The sequence below is a fragment of the Pseudomonas sp. FP1740 genome (genome assembly GCF_030687165.1).
Taxonomy (GTDB): Bacteria; Pseudomonadota; Gammaproteobacteria; order Pseudomonadales; family Pseudomonadaceae; genus Aquipseudomonas.
Genome location: NZ_CP117461.1, coordinates 1,275,072 through 1,291,869, shown reverse-complemented (window position 1 = coordinate 1,291,869; position 16,798 = coordinate 1,275,072). Strand labels below are relative to the sequence as shown.

Annotated in this window: 17 protein-coding genes; 9 read left to right on the top strand and 8 right to left on the bottom strand. The window is 57.9% G+C overall.

The features are described from left to right. Positions 1–198 precede the first annotated feature (198 nt). Positions 199–780: a hypothetical protein gene (locus tag PSH69_RS05550; RefSeq protein ID WP_018926603.1), complete on the top strand. Its 582-nt coding sequence runs from the start codon at positions 199–201 to the stop codon at positions 778–780. Positions 781–954: 174 nt separating this feature from the next. Here the strand turns inward: PSH69_RS05550 and PSH69_RS05545 are convergent, their stop codons facing one another. Then, positions 955–2,172, bottom strand: coding sequence for an argininosuccinate synthase (locus tag PSH69_RS05545; RefSeq protein WP_007938916.1), 1,218 nt, complete (start codon positions 2,170–2,172; stop codon positions 955–957). A 129-nt stretch (positions 2,173–2,301) separates the two neighbouring features. Beyond that, on the bottom strand, positions 2,302–3,210 hold the full coding sequence (locus PSH69_RS05540) for an OmpA family protein (protein ID WP_018926605.1): 909 nt from the start codon (positions 3,208–3,210) through the stop codon (positions 2,302–2,304). Between the two features lie 157 nt (positions 3,211–3,367). On the opposite strand from PSH69_RS05540, the gene pyrC reads away from it, so the two are divergent. Both pyrC and rnt read left to right on the top strand, forming a co-directional pair. After that, positions 3,368–4,414 carry a dihydroorotase gene (gene pyrC / locus PSH69_RS05535; protein WP_018926606.1) on the top strand — a complete coding sequence of 349 codons (1,047 nt, stop codon included), beginning with the start codon at positions 3,368–3,370 and terminating at the stop codon, positions 4,412–4,414. Next, complete coding sequence (gene rnt / locus PSH69_RS05530; protein WP_007938919.1) at positions 4,411–5,088, top strand: ribonuclease T; 678 nt, start codon at positions 4,411–4,413, stop codon at positions 5,086–5,088. The genes pyrC and rnt overlap by 4 nt, the downstream gene beginning before the upstream one ends. 76 nt (positions 5,089–5,164) lie before the next feature. Here the strand turns inward: rnt and PSH69_RS05525 are convergent, their stop codons facing one another. Further along, a complete protein-coding gene (locus PSH69_RS05525; RefSeq protein WP_018926607.1) occupies positions 5,165–5,767 on the bottom strand; it encodes a peroxiredoxin in 603 nt (200 codons plus the stop codon). 314 nt (positions 5,768–6,081) lie between these two features. Between PSH69_RS05525 and PSH69_RS05520 the strand changes: the two genes are divergently transcribed. Both PSH69_RS05520 and bfr read left to right on the top strand, forming a co-directional pair. Further along, the gene (locus PSH69_RS05520) at positions 6,082–6,300 is read left to right on the top strand and encodes a bacterioferritin-associated ferredoxin (RefSeq protein WP_007938921.1); all 219 of its coding nucleotides are present in this window, start codon (positions 6,082–6,084) and stop codon (positions 6,298–6,300) included. A gap of 200 nt (positions 6,301–6,500) precedes the next feature. Further along, positions 6,501–6,974: a bacterioferritin gene (gene bfr / locus PSH69_RS05515; protein WP_007898512.1), complete on the top strand. Its 474-nt coding sequence runs from the start codon at positions 6,501–6,503 to the stop codon at positions 6,972–6,974. A gap of 117 nt (positions 6,975–7,091) precedes the next feature. On the opposite strand, the gene grxD is transcribed toward bfr, so the two are convergent. From grxD to PSH69_RS05500, 3 genes are all read right to left on the bottom strand, one after another. Continuing rightward, positions 7,092–7,433: a Grx4 family monothiol glutaredoxin gene (grxD, locus tag PSH69_RS05510; RefSeq protein ID WP_007938922.1), complete on the bottom strand. Its 342-nt coding sequence runs from the start codon at positions 7,431–7,433 to the stop codon at positions 7,092–7,094. 97 nt (positions 7,434–7,530) lie between these two features. Next, positions 7,531–9,639 (bottom strand): molybdopterin oxidoreductase family protein, encoded by a 2,109-nt coding sequence (locus tag PSH69_RS05505; RefSeq protein ID WP_305411305.1) that lies wholly within the window; start codon positions 9,637–9,639, stop codon positions 7,531–7,533. 135 nt (positions 9,640–9,774) lie between these two features. After that, complete coding sequence (locus PSH69_RS05500) at positions 9,775–10,065, bottom strand: hypothetical protein (protein ID WP_305411304.1); 291 nt, start codon at positions 10,063–10,065, stop codon at positions 9,775–9,777. Positions 10,066–10,470: 405 nt separating this feature from the next. Between PSH69_RS05500 and argF the strand changes: the two genes are divergently transcribed. After that, the gene (gene argF, locus PSH69_RS05495) at positions 10,471–11,391 is read left to right on the top strand and encodes an ornithine carbamoyltransferase (protein ID WP_019581556.1); all 921 of its coding nucleotides are present in this window, start codon (positions 10,471–10,473) and stop codon (positions 11,389–11,391) included. Beyond that, positions 11,388–12,497, top strand: a complete 1,110-nt coding sequence (locus PSH69_RS05490; RefSeq protein WP_305411303.1) for an ABC transporter ATP-binding protein — start codon at positions 11,388–11,390, stop codon at positions 12,495–12,497. The genes argF and PSH69_RS05490 overlap by 4 nt, the downstream gene beginning before the upstream one ends. A 48-nt stretch (positions 12,498–12,545) precedes the next feature. Here PSH69_RS05490 and PSH69_RS05485 read toward each other — a convergent pair whose 3' ends face one another. Continuing rightward, positions 12,546–13,328 (bottom strand): PhzF family phenazine biosynthesis protein, encoded by a 783-nt coding sequence (locus PSH69_RS05485; RefSeq protein ID WP_305411302.1) that lies wholly within the window; start codon positions 13,326–13,328, stop codon positions 12,546–12,548. 115 nt (positions 13,329–13,443) lie between these two features. Next, entirely contained in the window at positions 13,444–13,914 is a 471-nt protein-coding gene (gene ybaK / locus PSH69_RS05480) for a Cys-tRNA(Pro) deacylase (RefSeq protein ID WP_007938929.1), read from the bottom strand. 370 nt (positions 13,915–14,284) lie between these two features. On the opposite strand from ybaK, the gene PSH69_RS05475 reads away from it, so the two are divergent. Together PSH69_RS05475 and glpK are read left to right on the top strand one after the other, a co-directional pair. Further along, the gene (locus tag PSH69_RS05475) at positions 14,285–15,136 is read left to right on the top strand and encodes an MIP/aquaporin family protein (protein ID WP_305411301.1); all 852 of its coding nucleotides are present in this window, start codon (positions 14,285–14,287) and stop codon (positions 15,134–15,136) included. 75 nt (positions 15,137–15,211) lie between these two features. Beyond that, entirely contained in the window at positions 15,212–16,717 is a 1,506-nt protein-coding gene (gene glpK, locus PSH69_RS05470) for a glycerol kinase GlpK (protein WP_018926616.1), read from the top strand. The last annotated feature ends 81 nt before the right edge of the window (positions 16,718–16,798 follow it).

Genomic DNA, 16,798 nt, shown 5'->3' with positions numbered 1-16,798 from the left:
AAACAAACCCACACAAATTTAAAACAAATAAACAGACATACCCAGACCCAGAACAATGCAGCTACTATATCAATTTCAACCACACAGCAAAAAAACTTAAATAACAAAAACAAAAACAACACATCCATACATGCATCACCACCAAAACACACCCTATAAACCAACAGAGAAAAAGATAATATCTAATGAGTAAAAAACATGATAAAACTCAAAAAAAGAATCACCAACCCCATGACAATCATTGCAATATTTGCAGCACTGTCCGAAACATCAGCTGCTGTATCGCTGCCCTTTCTTGACCACAAGGAGAGAGAACTCTACATCTGGTTTCTGATCAGCTTTCCCTTTTATTTGCTTTTTCTTTTCTTCGCCACACTTAACTTCAATTATCGATCGCTTTACGCGCCCTCCGATTTCGAGAAGGGAAAGCATTTTATAAAAGTCATGGACAACGCTGATCACTCTGGAAACAGCACTTCCAGTGTGTCGCCTGAACGCTCGGTCCAACACCATGTGCAGCTGCCCGCACCGCTAAAGGATCTGCACATCATCGATGCACGCTGGATAACCAAAAAAATGGGGTTCAGCGCCCTGATGGAGAGTATCCAGCACGCTCCGGATAATCCTGCACACGTGATCGTATTTCTCACGTGCGCCGATTCGGAGGTAGTGCTGAAGGACAGTGCGCTCAAACACTGGAAACAGCTAAAGAAACGCAGCAACGCAACGTTCTGTGTTTCTTACAATTTGAGCTCACATGGCGTGACGATCATGGGCTAGGTTTTGACCCGTCGCACAGAGCAAGGCAGCCCTTGAAGTGAGATCAAAGGCAGGCAGCAAAAGGAACGGTTGGAAGAAACCAGCAGAAAGCGAAACGTAATATGCAGCAGCCCTTTTTCAGAACTGTGGCCTTGTCATCGACAAGGCCACAGTTCCATTACCGCATCAAAGGTCTCAGAACAGCTTGCGGCCTTTGTTCGCCGCGATACGCATGCGCAAGGCGTTGAGCTTGATGAAGCCCGCCGCATCGGCCTGGTTGTAGGCGCCACCATCTTCCTCGAAGGTCGCGATGTTGGCGTCGAACAACGACTCGTCGGACTTGCGTCCGGTGACGATCACGTTGCCCTTGTACAGTTTCAGGCGCACTACGCCGTTCACGTGGGCCTGGGAAGCATCGATCATCTGTTGCAGCATCAGACGCTCTGGGCTCCACCAGTAGCCGGTGTAGATCAGACTGGCGTATTTAGGCATCAGCTCGTCTTTGAGGTGAGCCACTTCGCGGTCCAGGGTGATCGACTCGATCGCACGGTGAGCGCGCAGCATGATGGTGCCGCCAGGCGTTTCGTAGCAACCACGGGACTTCATGCCCACATAGCGGTTTTCGACGATGTCCAGACGGCCAATACCATGTTCGCCACCAATACGGTTCAAGGTCGCCAGCACGGTGGCCGGGGTCATTTCGACGCCGTCCAGTGCAACGATGTCGCCGTTGCGGTAGGTCAGTTCCAGGTACTGCGGCTTGTCAGGAGCGTTCTCCGGGGAAACGGTCCAGCGCCACATGTCTTCTTCGTGCTCGGTCCAGGTGTCTTCCAGCACGCCGCCTTCATAGGAGATGTGCAGCAGGTTGGCATCCATCGAGTACGGGGATTTTTTCTTGCCGTGACGCTCGATCGGAATCGCGTGCTTCTCGGCGTAGTCCATCAGCTTCTCACGGGACAGCAGGTCCCATTCGCGCCATGGAGCGATCACTTTCACGCCTGGCTTCAAGGCGTAGGCGCCCAGTTCGAAACGAACCTGGTCGTTGCCCTTGCCGGTCGCGCCGTGAGAAATGGCGTCAGCACCGGTTTCGTTGGCGATTTCGATCAGGCGTTTGGCGATCAACGGACGAGCGATGGAAGTACCCAGCAGGTACTCGCCTTCGTAAACGGTGTTGGCGCGGAACATCGGGAACACGAAATCACGCACGAATTCTTCGCGCAGATCGTCGATATAGATTTCTTTTACGCCCATGGCCTGAGCCTTGGCGCGGGCCGGTTCGACCTCTTCGCCCTGACCCAGGTCAGCGGTGAAGGTCACTACTTCACAGTTATATGTATCCTGCAGCCACTTGAGGATCACCGAAGTGTCCAGGCCGCCGGAATACGCCAGAACGACCTTGTTTACGTCCGCCATGCCATCACTCCACGGGGTTCTACGGAAAGCTGTCAAGTCTACCGCTCATGCAGGATAATTTACAGAGGCGCGACAGCTTATGACGACGAAGCGACAGATTATGTCGAGCGAGCGACGAATTCAGCAGGCTCAGGAGGTCGTCGCGCTGCTCGCGGCGGCCGTGGCTTGAGGCGCAGGTTTCTCGGTCGGTGCGACCCGCTCGAGACGTACGGCAACCCGGCGGTTCTTCGCCCGGTTGGCGGCATTGTTGTTGGGCGCCAGCGGATAGCGCTCACCGTGAAAACGCAGGGTGATCTGCGATTCCTGCACACCATTGGCCTTGAAGAAATCCATCACCGCCAGCGCCCGGCGTCGTGACAGTTCACGGTTGGTCAGCCGGTTGCCACTGTTGTCGGAATGGCCGTCGAGTTCAATGTGGTTGACCGTCGGATCGGCCTTCATGAACTCCAGCATGACCTGCAACTGGGCCTTGGCCCTGGCATCGAGATCGATGCCCTCCCCCGGGAAGCCAACCTCGGATTGCTTCACTTGCTCGAAATTCTGTGGCAACAACTTGGCGACGCAACCTTGATAGTCACCATAGGCCTTGCTGAACTTGACTGGCAGCAGACGCACTTCAGACACCCGACCGTCACCCGATGAGTGTCGAACGACCGGGCTGCGCCCCTCCATCAACCCACTGATCAGGCGCCCGGCCTGCACTTGTGAGCTATTGAACAGCACGTTGCCACTACCGATTCTCACCGACCCCAGATTTATGTCGCCACGCCCCGGCTGCCATGGCGCGGCTGCCGCCAGCAAAGTCGCAGAACCCCCACCAATCATTGAGTTGTAGGCCTTCAGACGAAATGTCGCCTGCTCGCCGGCGCGACGCACAAACTCACCCGAACCGAAATCGGTGATCGGTTGAGTCAGGCGGCATTCGAATTTGTCACCTTCGACCGTCCACTCGATGCTCTCCAGACGAGTCTGGAAAGTGAGCGCCATCGCGGGAAGGCTGGCAAACACACTGAGCAAGGCTAAATAACGCTGGCGCACGGGAGGCTCCACTGGCTTCTACGACAAAAAGACCGACACACATATTCACGGCCTGCCTGTTGGGTATCGGAAGCTTGTCGTAAAACTTGATAGCGAGTGCCTGGAAGAGTCTTTTCCGGTAGCATTCCCCTGAGTTTGACCCGCCTGGAATTCCCTCATGTCCGACCGCCTGACCCTGCTGCGTCCCGACGACTGGCACATTCATCTTCGCGATGGTGCCGTGTTGACCAATACCGTCGCGGATGTCGCGCGCACCTTTGGTCGCGCCATCATCATGCCCAACCTGGTACCTCCGGTGCGCAACGCTGCTGAAGCCGATGGCTATCGCCAGCGGATTCTCGCCGCACGTCCGGCCGGCAGCCGTTTCGAACCGCTGATGGTTCTGTACCTGACCGACCGCACCCAGCCCGAAGAAATTCGTGAGGCCAAGGCCAGCGGTTTCATTCACGCCGCCAAGCTGTACCCGGCCGGCGCGACCACCAACTCGGACTCTGGCGTCACCAGCATCGACAAGATTTTCCCTGCACTGGAGGCCATGGCCGAAGTCGGGATGCCCTTGCTGGTTCACGGTGAAGTCACCCGTGGCGATATCGACGTTTTCGATCGGGAAAAAATCTTCATCGATGAGCACATGCGTCGCGTGGTCGAGCGTTTCCCGACGCTCAAAGTGGTGTTCGAACACATCACCACCGCCGATGCCGTGCAGTTCGTCAACGCGGCTTCAGCCAACGTTGGCGCCACCATCACCGCGCATCACCTGCTGTACAATCGCAACCACATGCTGGTGGGCGGGATTCGGCCGCACTTCTACTGCCTGCCGATCCTCAAGCGCAATACCCACCAGGAAGCGCTGCTCGACGCCGCCACCAGCGGCAGCGACAAGTTCTTCCTCGGCACCGACTCGGCCCCCCATGCCCAGCACGCCAAAGAAGCGGCTTGTGGCTGTGCCGGTTGCTACACCGCTTATGCCGCGATCGAGATGTATGCCGAAGCCTTCGAACAGCGTAATGCGCTGGACAAGCTCGAAGCCTTCGCCAGCCTCAATGGCCCGCGCTTCTACGGTCTGCCGGCGAACACCGATCGCATCACCCTGGTCCGCGAAGAGTGGACCGCCCCAACCAGCCTGCCATTTGGCGAGCTGACCGTTATCCCGCTGCGCGCCGGTGAAAAACTGCGCTGGCGCCTGCTGGAGGAACACGCGTGAGTGAAGACCATTTCGACGACGAACAGGACGGTCAAGGCGGTGGAGGTGGTCCTCGTCATCCAATGGCTGCCAGATTCCGTGGTTACCTGCCGGTTGTCGTCGACGTAGAAACCGGTGGCTTCAACTCGGCCACCGACGCCCTGCTGGAAATTGCTGCAACCACCATCGCCATGGATGAAAAAGGGTTTGTGTACCCCGATCACACCTACTTCTTCCGGGTCGAGCCATTCGAAGGCGCCAACATCGAAGCAGCAGCCCTGGAATTCACCGGGATCAAACTCGATCACCCGTTGCGCATGGCAGTGAGTGAAGAAGCGGCACTGACCGATATCTTCCGTGGCATTCGCAAGGCCCTGAAAGCCAACGGTTGCAAACGCGCGATTCTGGTCGGTCACAACAGCAGCTTCGACCTGGGTTTCCTCAACGCAGCAGTCGCGCGCCTGGACATGAAACGCAACCCGTTTCACCCGTTCTCCAGCTTCGACACCGCGACCCTCGCCGGTCTTGCCTACGGTCAAACCGTACTGGCCAAGGCCTGTCAGGCAGCGGACATCGACTTCGACGGTCGCGAGGCTCATTCGGCTCGCTACGATACCGAGAAGACCGCCGAGCTGTTCTGCGGCATCGTCAATCGCTGGAAACAGATGGGCGGCTGGGAAGACTACAACGACTGAGTCTGGTCGCCGGTTTATCCCGCCCATAAAAAAACCGGCCTCAGTGAGGCCGGTTTTTTATTGCCGGACGCCTGGCTTACAGCGCAGCAGCGTGCTCGGTCAGGTAAGCCGCAACGCCTTCTGGCGAAGCGTTCATGCCTTTGTCGCCTTTTTTCCAGTTGGCAGGGCAAACTTCACCGTGCTCTTCGTGGAATTGCAGAGCGTCAACCAGACGGATCAGCTCTTCCATGTTACGGCCCAGCGGCAGGTCGTTGACGATCTGCGAGCGGACAACGCCCTTGTCGTCGATCAGGAACGCACCACGGAAAGCCACGCCGTCAGCGGACTGAACGTCGTAAGCCTTCATGATTTCCTGCTTGATGTCAGCAGCCATGGTGTAACGAACCTGGCCGATACCGCCATTGTTCACCGGGGTGTTGCGCCACGCGTTGTGCGTGAAGTGCGAGTCGATCGAAACGGCGACCACTTCAACGTTGCGTGCCTTGAAGTCAGCCATGCGGTTGTCCAGAGCGATCAGCTCGGACGGGCAAACGAAGGTGAAGTCCAGTGGGTAGAAGAACACCAGGCCGTATTTGCCTTTGATGGCCGAGGACAGGGTGAAGCTGTCGACGATTTCGCCATTGCCGAGTACGGCCGGTACGGTGAAGTCAGGGGCTTGTTTGCCTACGAGTACGCTCATTGGATATCTCCTGGTGTAATAACGTTGAAGAACAGGGCTCATGCCAGCCTGTCACCCTCAGGCGACAGCCCTGTGACACGAACCTCCTTCGCAAAAGGCCGACCATCATACACCGCGTTTTTCGCCTGTCCTTAGCGGTTTTTTTCTGACGGGCAAAATGGCCACTTCTATTTTTTTTCATAAAGCGCGAGAGGAAACCGTTCGTCAGTCAAAGGCCCTTATGACAAAAAGCCTTCAGAAACCACTTTGACAATCATTCTCGTTAACATTAAGATCCATCGCAATTGAGTCACAACCAGCGACGGTTCTCACTTATGTATGTCTGCCTCTGCACTGGCGTCACCGACGGTCAAATCCGCGATGCAATCTATGAAGGTTGCTGCAGCTACAAAGAAGTCCGTCAGGCTACCGGCGTAGCCAGCCAATGCGGCAAATGCGCTTGCCTGGCCAAGGAAGTGGTGCGTGAAACTCTGGGCAAACTGCAAACGGCCCAGGCGGCGATCCCCTACCCCGTAGAATTTACAGCCGCATAACTACCGTATTTCGAAGAACCGGACTTGATGTCCGGTTTTTTTATGTCTGAAAATCAATCGCTTAGGCCTTAGACGCGGAACACAAACATTCTTATTCCGATTAATTTTCATTTAAGTTTCAATAACTTAGGTTTGACACTGTTAATTACGCGGCTCAAACTCCGCCTTATATACAGCTAATACAGGGCAGGACTCCCACCATGAAAGGCGACGTTACAGTCATCCAGCATCTCAACAAAATCCTTGCCAATGAACTGGTCGCGATCAATCAGTACTTCCTGCACGCGCGCATGTATGAAGATTGGGGCCTGAACAAGCTCGGCAAGCACGAGTACCACGAATCCATCGACGAGATGAAGCACGCTGACAAGCTGATCAAGCGCATCCTGTTCCTTGAAGGCCTGCCGAACGTCCAGGACCTGGGCAAGCTGCACATCGGTGAACACACCAAGGAAATGCTTGAGTGTGACTTGAAGATCGAACGCGACGGTCATGCCGACCTGAAAGTCGCTATCGCCCATTGCGAAACCGTTGGCGACTTCGGTAGCCGTGAACTGCTCGAAGACATTCTTGAATCCGAAGAAGAACATATCGACTGGCTGGAAACCCAGCTGGGCCTGATCGATAAAGTCGGCCTTGAGAACTATCTGCAATCGCAGATGGGCGAAGAGTAAGTTCTACGCCGCTAACCCCGACGCAATAAAAAGCCCCGCTCTCTTTACAGAGGCGGGGCTTTTTACGTGCTGAAGATCAAAAGATCGCAGCCTGCGGCAGCTCCTGCGGGAACCGAATCAGGCTTCGGTCTTGGCAGCGGCGGCTTTGGCGGCGGCGTCTTTGATCAGTGCCTGCAACGAACCGTCGGCAGACATTTCAGTCATGATGTCGCTGCCACCAACCAGCTCACCGGCAACCCACAGTTGTGGGAAGGTTGGCCAGTTAGCGTACTTTGGCAGGTTGGCGCGGATTTCCGGGTTCTGCAGGATATCCACATAGGCAAACTTTTCACCACAGGCCATCACAGCCTGGGCGGCTTTCGCGGAGAACCCACACTGCGGGGCATTCGGCGAGCCTTTCATGTAAAGCAGAATGGTGTTGTTGGCAATCTGCTCTTTAATCGTTTCGATGATATCCATGGAGCACCTCGGCTGAACTTTCCGACTCAGTGGTCGGCACGGTGGCGCATTGTAACGGAAACCCGAGCGCCATGCTCGGCCTCCCCGACAGACATGTTCACGCCGCCGCCACGGTCACCGGCACGCCGTTCAATGCCGCATTGCCCGACAACTCATCGAGCTGACATTCGTCAGTCAGGTCATTGGCGCTGGAACCTGGCTGGCCACTGGCAATCGTCATCTGCACGCCCGGTCGCGCATGGCCCCAACCGTGGGGCAGGCTGACCACTCCTTTCATCATATCGAGGCTGGCGACCACTTCAACCTCGATCACGCCGACCCGCGAACTGACGCGCACCCGCTGCCCATCGCTGAGCCCGCGGCTGGCCAGGTCATCCGGGTGCATCAGCAGTTGATGGCGCGGCTTGCCCTTCACCAGGCGGTGATAGTTGTGCATCCATGAGTTGTTGCTGCGCACATGGCGGCGACCGATCATCAGCAACTCATCGGCGGCTGGTGCTTGCAACGCCGCAAAGCGCGCCAGATCGGCGAGGATCTCCACAGGCGCCGCCTGGACACGCTGATTGGCCGTCTTCAGACGAGGCGTCAAATTGGGCTTGAGCGCGCCGAGATCGACACCGTGAGGGTGATCGAACAAGGTCGCCAGCGACAGTTTGTGCTCTGAAGCATCGCCATACAGGCCCATCCGCAGCCCCCGGTCAATCATCTGCGCCGGCGCAATGGTCGGTTTCAGCTCCTTGCCGGTCTTCGCCGCAAAGGCCTTGGCCAGCCCCACGAAGATCTCCCAGTCATGCAGCGCGCCTTGCGGCTTGGCGAGAATCGCCCGGTTGAAACGGGTGACGTTGCGCACCGCGAACATATTGAACGTAGTGTCGTAATGATCGTTTTCCAGCGCCGAAGTCGACGGCAGGATCAGGTCGGCATAGCGCGTGGTTTCATTGATGTACAGGTCGACGCTGACCATGAATTCAAGCCCGTCCAGCGCCTGCTCCAGCTGTCGGCCATTGGGCGTGGACAAAACCGGATTACCCGCCACGGTAATCAGCGCACGGACCTGCCCCTCCCCTTCGGTGAGCATCTCTTCGGCCAGCGCCGACACCGGCAACTCGCCACCGTATTCAGGACGCCCGGACACGCGGCTTTGCCACAGATTGAAATGGCCACCCGACGTGGACGCCACCAGGTCCACCGCCGGCTCGGTGCACAACGCACCGCCGACACGATCAAGGTTGCCGGTCACCAGATTGATCAATTGCACCAGCCAATGGCACAAGGTGCCGAAGGCTTGGGTCGAGACGCCCATGCGGCCATAGCAGACCGCCGTCGGGGCTGCCGCGAAGTCCCTCGCCAGTTGACGGATCTGTTCGGCGGGTACTGCGCACAGCGGGCTCATGGCCTCGACAGTGAAACCTGCGATCGCCTTACGCACTTCATCCAGACCATCGACCGGCAAATGACTGTCGCGGGTCAGGCCTTCAGCGAATAACGTATTGAGCAGCCCGAACAACAGCGCCGCATCGCCGCCGGGGCGCACGAACAGATGCTGATCGGCAATCGCCGCCGTTTCGCTGCGACGCGGATCGACCACCACCACTTTGCCACCCCGGGCCTGAATCGCCTTGAGGCGCTTCTCCACATCCGGCACGGTCATGATGCTGCCGTTGGAGGCCAGCGGATTGCCGCCCAGGATCAACATGAAATCGGTGTGGTCGATGTCCGGGATCGGCAACAGCAAGCCGTGGCCGTACATCAAATGACTGGTCAGGTGATGGGGCAACTGATCGACCGACGTCGCGGAAAACCGGTTACGGGTTTTCAACAGGCCAAGGAAGTAATTGCTGTGGGTCATCAATCCGTAGTTGTGCACGCTGGGGTTGCCCTGATAGACCGCCACCGCGTTCTGTCCGTGACGCTCCTGAATCGCCGCCAGGCGTTCGGCTACGAGGCTGAACGCAGCTTCCCACTCGATAGGCTGCCACTCGCTACCCACTCGCTGCATCGGCTGACGCAGGCGATCCGGGTCGTTCTGAATGTCTTGCAGGGCCACCGCCTTGGGGCAGATATGCCCACGGCTGAAGCTGTCCTGAGGGTCGCCCTTGATCGAGGTGATCTGCACGCCGCTGCCTTCGACTTCGGTGGTTTCGATGGTCAGGCCGCAGATGGCTTCACACAGGTGGCACGCACGGTGATGGAGAGTCTTGGTCATGGCCAGTCTCTGTTTTGTTCTGGGCGGACAATGTCGGCCGCGGGAACAAAACTATGGCGCGTGACTTGCCACCGCGCCAGCGACGTTCGTCTTGTGAATCGACGACCATCAGGCCGGCCGATGGCAGCAAGGGGATCAGTTCGGCGGCAGACTCGACGGCGCCTGCAGTTGGATTTCCTCGATGGTTTCGATCTGTTCGTGGGCGATGTGCACGCCGGTGAGCTCGCCGATCAGCCGCCAATGCTCGTCGAGCCCGGCACTGATGGTGGCCATGCGGTCGATCATACGCCGGCCAGCCGCCTTGGTGACTTCGTCTTCACTGCGTAACAACTCGAAAGACATCGAGGTCATGGAAGCAGTGAGGTGGGTCAGAGAGCGAGCCGTAAGGCCGAGTAGCTCCATCAATAACTGTTCTTTCGATTCCATTCCTGTGGCTTCCTGCGTCGCTCGTGCTTTAGTTATAACCCAGCACTTTGCATTAGCAAATGTTTCAGACCAGACACATTGCCCGCCAAAGGCTCGAATGACAGGTCAAAAACCGACTGCCAATAGTCGCCCGCGCCCTGTCTGATTGCCAAGCCCGGCGAGCCCAGTGTACAAATGCTCAGCTGCTGTCAGGAAACAGGCTTCAAAAGCGCTACCTCGGTCACCCCGTAGCCTCTCTGAAATCCTCTAAACACCGTAGCCTATTGGAAAAACGCGACATTTAATGTCAATATCGCGCCTCCCCCTATTTCGTCGCCCCGTGCGGCTTACGCCGCAGGTCTCGCCCGTTTTTCAGTTAAACAAGGCTTTGAGTATCTGCGGTCTGTTGCAAAAAGGTAGTCAATGATGAGCGCAAGGCACTTTCTCTCCCTGATGGATTGCACGCCCGAAGAGCTGGTCAGCGTGATCCGTCGAGGCGTTGAGCTCAAGGACCTGCGTAACCGCGGCGTACTGTTCGAGCCTTTGAAAAACCGCGTCCTGGGGATGATTTTCGAGAAGTCCTCGACCCGTACCCGTATTTCGTTCGAAGCCGGCATGATCCAGCTCGGTGGCCAGGCGATCTTCCTGTCGCCGCGCGACACTCAGCTGGGCCGTGGCGAACCGATCGGCGACGCCGCCATTGTCATGTCGAGCATGCTCGATGCAGTGATGATCCGTACGTTTTCGCACAGCACCCTGACCGAATTCGCCGCCAATTCGCGAGTCCCGCTGATCAACGGCCTGTCCGATGACCTGCACCCGTGCCAGTTGCTGGCCGACATGCAAACCTTCCTCGAACATCGCGGTTCGATCCAAGGCAAGACCGTGGCCTGGATCGGCGACGGCAACAACATGTGCAACAGCTATATAGAAGCGGCGATCCAGTTCGACTTCCAGCTGCGCATCGCCTGCCCGGAGGGTTACGAACCCAACCCTGAATTCGTGGCCAAGGCCGGCGATCGGGTAAGCATCGTCCGCGATCCTCAGGAAGCCGTGCGCGGCGCGCATCTGGTGAGCACCGATGTCTGGACCTCCATGGGCCAGGAAGAGGAAACCGCCAAGCGCCTGAAGCTGTTTGCACCGTTCCAGGTCAACCGGGCGCTGCTCGATCTGGCCGCGCCGGACGTATTGTTCATGCATTGCCTGCCAGCCCACCGTGGCGAGGAAATCAGCCTCGACCTGCTCGACGACCCGCGCTCGGTGGCTTGGGATCAAGCCGAAAACCGTCTGCATGCACAAAAGGCCCTGCTCGAGTTTCTCGTCCCACCTTCGTACCATCACGCATGAGCCAGCCATTACTGCTGAACCTGCGCAACCTGGCCTGTGGTTATCAAAACCAGCGGGTTGTGCAGAACCTCAACCTGCATTTGAATGCCGGCGATATCGGTTGCCTGCTGGGCTCTTCGGGCTGCGGCAAAACCACCACTCTGCGGGCCATTGCCGGTTTCGAACCGGTGCACGAGGGTGAGATCCAGTTGGCGGGCGAGACCATCTCCAGCGCCGGTTTCACCCTCGCCCCGGAGAAACGCCGGATCGGCATGGTGTTCCAGGATTACGCGCTGTTTCCGCATTTGAGCGTGGCCGAGAACATCGCCTTCGGGATCCGCAAGCACCCGCAAAAGGATCGTGTCACCGAAGAATTGCTCGAACTGGTCAACCTGAAAAACCTCGGCAAGCGCTTTCCCCATGAACTGTCCGGTGGCCAGCAGCAGCGGGTTGCACTGGCCCGCGCGCTGGCACCGGAACCGCAACTGTTGTTGCTCGACGAACCGTTCTCCAACCTCGACGGTGAGCTGCGGCGCAAGCTCAGCCACGAAGTACGCGACATCCTCAAGGCTCGCGGCACCAGTGCGATTCTGGTGACCCACGATCAGGAAGAAGCCTTCGCGGTCAGCGACCATGTCGGCGTTTTCAAGGAAGGTCGCCTGGAGCAATGGGATACCCCCTACAACCTCTATCACGAACCGCTGACACCGTATGTGGCCAGTTTCATTGGCCAGGGTTACTTCATTCGCGGTCAATTGAGCAGCCCGGAGTCAGTGCAGACCGAGTTGGGTGAATTACGCGGCAACCGTGCCTACACCTGGCCGATCGGTGGCGCCGTGGACGTATTGCTGCGTCCGGACGACATCGTCTATGCACCGTCCAGCCCACTGAGGGCGCAGATTGTCGGCAAGAGCTTCCAGGGTGCCTCAACGCTGTACCGCTTGCAGTTGCCTACGGGCGCACAGCTGGAGTCGATTTTCCCAAGTCATGCCGATCATCTGGTCGGTGCTGAAGTCGGCATTCGGGTAGCGGCGGAACACCTGGTACTGTTCCAGGCCTCCGGCAGTACAGCGGCGCAGATTCCGACGATCGAGTCCGGGGTTCGGCGCTACAGCGCTGCCAGATGAACAACGCAGACATAGGTGGGAGCGAGCTCCCACCTATTGGATTTTCGTTTAACCCAGCATTAGCGTTCCGCTCGCGACCAGCGTCGCATTCCCGCCAATACTCACCCGATCCCCTTCCAGCTGACAAAACAACTCCCCGCCCCGCGCCGAGCACTGATAAGCCGTCAGATTCGACTTGCTCAAGCGTTTCGACCAGTACGGAATCAGGCTGCAATGGGTTGAACCGGTCACCGGGTCTTCGTTGATGCCGATCGCCGGGGCAAAGTAGCGCGACACAAAGTCATGCTTGTTGCCTTTGGCTGTCACGATGGCGCCCGGCCACGGCAGTTTCGCCAGGGCAATCATGTCCGGCTGACAATCGAGCACCGCCTGCTCGGACTCCAGCACCACAAACAATTCCTTCGAGCCCAGCACATCGACCGCCTCGACGCCCAAGGCGCGCTCGACATCCCGGGTCATGCCCACTTCCGACGGCACGACTGCCGGGAAATCCAGCCACAAGCGCCCACCCTCTCGGCTGACACTCAACGGGCCGGACTTGCAGATGAAGTCCAGTCGCTCGACCGGTTCTTTATAGAGTTCAAACAGTACATAGGCGCTGGCCAGCGTCGCATGACCGCACAACGGGACTTCGGTGGTCGGGGTAAACCAGCGGATGCGCCAGACAGAACCCTCACGCACCAGGAACGCGGTTTCGGCGAGGTTATGTTCGGCGGCGATTTTTTGCATCAACTCATCGTCAAGCCACGCATCGAGCCGGTACACCATCGCCGGGTTGCCACTGAACGGCCTATCACTGAACGCATCGATCTGATGAAACTCAAGCTCCATGGCGCTGCTCCTTTTTCCGGGTCGCCGAGCATGAAGCCGTGGACAACGCTTCACCAGTGACAGAACGAATCAATTTTCACCATACAGCGCCAGGATGAAAACCCGCCCCCCCTATTCAGGCACGACCGATATCGGCGAACTTCGCCTGAGTGTGTTCGGCCAACACGGCAGGCGCCAGTTCGACTTCCAGACCGCGCCGCCCGGCGCTGACGAAGATGCTGGAAAACGGCTGGGCCGAATGATCGATAAAAGTGCGCAGGCGCTTCTTCTGCCCGAGCGGGCTGATACCGCCCAACAGATACCCTGTCGAACGCTGCGCAGCGGCTGGATCGGCCATTTCGACTTTTTTCACGCCTGCCGCCTGTGCCAGCGCCTTCAAGTCCAGACTTCCGACGACCGGCACCACCGCCACCAATAACTCCCCCTTCTCACTGGCCGCCAGCAATGTCTTGAACACCTGCGCGGGGTCCAGGCCCAGTTTTTCCGCGGCCTCCAGACCATAGGACGCTGCCTTCGGATCATGTTCGTAACTGTGCACACGATGTTCGGCACGAACTTTTTTCAACAAATCCAATGCGGGGGTCATGACAGCTCCAGACTTGGCGGCAGAAGAAAAATACTGCGCAGGATTCTAGGTCATTGATCGATAAAAGGCTCTATTGCGCTGCTATTTCCAAAGCATGGCCGGGCTTTCGGTCGTTCGTCCACACGCTTCTCGCCCGATGAACGATGCGATCATTCACAAGACTAATAGTTTAAATATGACTGATGGTTCACTTTCGACCTTTGACAGCAGCGCTTCTTGTCTATATTTTTTCGAATGTGAACACAGCACGAATATCTCACCGCAGCACCCGGCAGTAAGCCGAGCACAGGATGGGGATCCTGCCTCGGTGAAAATCGCGCTTTGACCTCGATGGAAAGGCGCCACACAACAACAAAAAACGAGGTTTTCAATGACAACTGCGTTACAACAACCGTCGCTCTCGAGCCAATGCATGGCCGAGTTTCTGGGTACTGCACTGCTGATCTTTTTCGGTACCGGCTGCGTTGCCGCGCTCAAAGTGGCGGGTGCCAGCTTCGGTTTGTGGGAAATCAGCATCATCTGGGGGGTTGGCGTCAGCATGGCGATCTACCTCACCGCCGGCGTTTCCGGTGCGCATCTCAACCCTGCCGTGAGTATCGCGCTGAGCATTTTCGCTGACTTCGAAAAGCGCAAACTGCCTTTCTATATCTTCTCCCAGGTCGCCGGTGCCTTCTGCGGGGCATTGTTGGTTTACACGCTGTACAGCAACCTGTTCTTCGATTTCGAACAAACTCACCAAATGGTTCGTGGCACCGAAGCCAGCCTTGAATTGGCCTCGGTGTTCTCCACCTTCCCGAACCCTGTCCTGTCCACGGGCCAGGCCTTTCTGGTTGAAGTGATCATCACCGCCATTCTGATGGGCGTGATCATGTCGCTCACCGACGACAACAATGGCCTGCCCAAAGGACCGCTGGCGCCGTTGCTGATCGGCCTGCTGATTGCCGTGATCGGCAGCTCGATGGGCCCGCTGACCGGTTTCGCGATGAACCCGGCCCGTGACTTCGGTCCTAAACTGATGACTTTCTTCGCAGGCTGGGGTGAAATTTCCTTCACTGGCGGACGCGATATCCCGTACTTCCTGATTCCGGTTTTCGCACCGATTGTCGGTGCCTGTCTCGGTGCTGCAGCTTATCGCGGGCTGATTGCCCGTCATCTGCCCAGCGCCATTCCTGCTACAAAGGACGCAGCACTGGCCATTGACGGCAAACCAAGAACGTCTTGAAACCGTTGGCGCGTGATCCTGCCCATTTGATCCCGCGCCTGACTTCACTTCCTTATTTCGTCCAAGGCAATCGACATGACCGACATTCAGAATAAGAACTACATCATTGCCCTCGATCAGGGTACGACCAGCTCCCGCGCGATCATTTTCGACCGCGACGCGAACGTGGTTTGCACCGCCCAGCGTGAATTCGCACAGCATTACCCGCAAGCCGGTTGGGTTGAACACGACCCGATGGAAATCTTCGCCACCCAAAGCGCCGTGATGGTCGAGGCCCTGGCTCAAGCCGGCCTGCATCACGACCAGGTCGCGGCCATCGGCATCACCAACCAGCGCGAAACCACCGTGGTCTGGGACAAGACCACTGGCCGCCCGATCTACAACGCGATCGTCTGGCAGTGCCGCCGCAGCACCGAAATCTGCCAGCAGCTCAAGCGCGATGGCCACGAGCAATACATCAGCGACACCACGGGCCTGGTCACCGACCCGTACTTCTCTGGCACCAAACTCAAGTGGATCCTCGACAATGTCGAAGGCAGCCGTGAGCGGGCGCGCAAGGGTGAACTGCTGTTCGGCACCGTCGACAGCTGGCTGATCTGGAAATTTACCGGCGGCAAGGTGCACGTCACCGACTACACCAACGCCTCGCGCACCATGCTCTTCAACATCCACACGCTGGAGTGGGACGCGAAGATGCTGGACGTCCTCGACATCCCGCGCGAGATGCTGCCGGAAGTTAAGTCCTCGTCCGAAATCTACGGCCACACCAAAAGTGGCATCGCCATTGGCGGTATCGCCGGCGACCAGCAGGCCGCCCTGTTCGGCCAAATGTGCGTCGAGCCAGGCCAGGCGAAAAACACCTACGGTACCGGCTGTTTCCTGCTGATGAACACCGGCGACAAAGCAGTGAAGTCCAAACACGGCATGCTGACCACCATCGCTTGCGGCCCGCGCGGCGAAGTGGCCTATGCGCTGGAAGGCGCGGTGTTCAACGGTGGCTCCACCGTGCAGTGGCTGCGAGACGAGTTGAAAATCATCAACGACGCCCACGACACCGAATACTTCGCCAACAAGGTCAAGGACAGCAACGGCGTGTACCTGGTGCCGGCCTTCACCGGTCTGGGCGCTCCGTACTGGGACCCGTATGCCCGTGGTGCGTTGTTCGGCCTGACCCGTGGCGTACGCGTGGATCACATCATTCGTGCGGCGCTTGAGTCGATTGCCTACCAGACACGCGATGTTCTGGACGCCATGCAGCAGGACTCCGGCGAGCGCCTGAAGGCCCTGCGCGTGGACGGCGGCGCAGTGGCGAACAACTTCCTGATGCAGTTCCAGGCCGACATTCTCGGCACTCAGGTCGAGCGTCCGAAAATGCGCGAAACCACAGCGCTGGGCGCCGCTTACCTGGCGGGCTTGGCCTGCGGTTTCTGGGGCAGCCTGGACGAGTTGCGTGGCAAGGCGGTGATCGAGCGCGAGTTTGAACCGGCGCTGGACGAAACCGCGAAGGAAAAACTCTACGCCGGCTGGAAAAAAGCCGTCAGCCGCACTCGCGATTGGGAACCGCACGAAGGCGCTGAATAAGCCACGGACCGGACTCGTATCCGGTTGTAACTGGTAGGGAGCGGATTCCTGCGGCATCATGGGCAAATTTTGCACGGCAGC

Coding starts and splice junctions, on each gene's coding strand:
- PSH69_RS05550 (WP_018926603.1), top strand. CDS start 199: ATGATAAAACTCAAAAAAAGAATCACCAACCCCATGACAATCATTGCA.
- PSH69_RS05545 (WP_007938916.1), bottom strand. CDS start 2,172: ATGGCGGACGTAAACAAGGTCGTTCTGGCGTATTCCGGCGGCCTGGAC.
- pyrC (WP_018926606.1), top strand. CDS start 3,368: ATGTCCGACCGCCTGACCCTGCTGCGTCCCGACGACTGGCACATTCAT.
- PSH69_RS05525 (WP_018926607.1), bottom strand. CDS start 5,767: ATGAGCGTACTCGTAGGCAAACAAGCCCCTGACTTCACCGTACCGGCC.
- PSH69_RS05520 (WP_007938921.1), top strand. CDS start 6,082: ATGTATGTCTGCCTCTGCACTGGCGTCACCGACGGTCAAATCCGCGAT.
- bfr (WP_007898512.1), top strand. CDS start 6,501: ATGAAAGGCGACGTTACAGTCATCCAGCATCTCAACAAAATCCTTGCC.
- grxD (WP_007938922.1), bottom strand. CDS start 7,433: ATGGATATCATCGAAACGATTAAAGAGCAGATTGCCAACAACACCATT.
- PSH69_RS05505 (WP_305411305.1), bottom strand. CDS start 9,639: ATGACCAAGACTCTCCATCACCGTGCGTGCCACCTGTGTGAAGCCATC.
- PSH69_RS05500 (WP_305411304.1), bottom strand. CDS start 10,065: ATGGAATCGAAAGAACAGTTATTGATGGAGCTACTCGGCCTTACGGCT.
- argF (WP_019581556.1), top strand. CDS start 10,471: ATGAGCGCAAGGCACTTTCTCTCCCTGATGGATTGCACGCCCGAAGAG.
- PSH69_RS05490 (WP_305411303.1), top strand. CDS start 11,388: ATGAGCCAGCCATTACTGCTGAACCTGCGCAACCTGGCCTGTGGTTAT.
- PSH69_RS05485 (WP_305411302.1), bottom strand. CDS start 13,328: ATGGAGCTTGAGTTTCATCAGATCGATGCGTTCAGTGATAGGCCGTTC.
- ybaK (WP_007938929.1), bottom strand. CDS start 13,914: ATGACCCCCGCATTGGATTTGTTGAAAAAAGTTCGTGCCGAACATCGT.
- PSH69_RS05475 (WP_305411301.1), top strand. CDS start 14,285: ATGACAACTGCGTTACAACAACCGTCGCTCTCGAGCCAATGCATGGCC.
- glpK (WP_018926616.1), top strand. CDS start 15,212: ATGACCGACATTCAGAATAAGAACTACATCATTGCCCTCGATCAGGGT.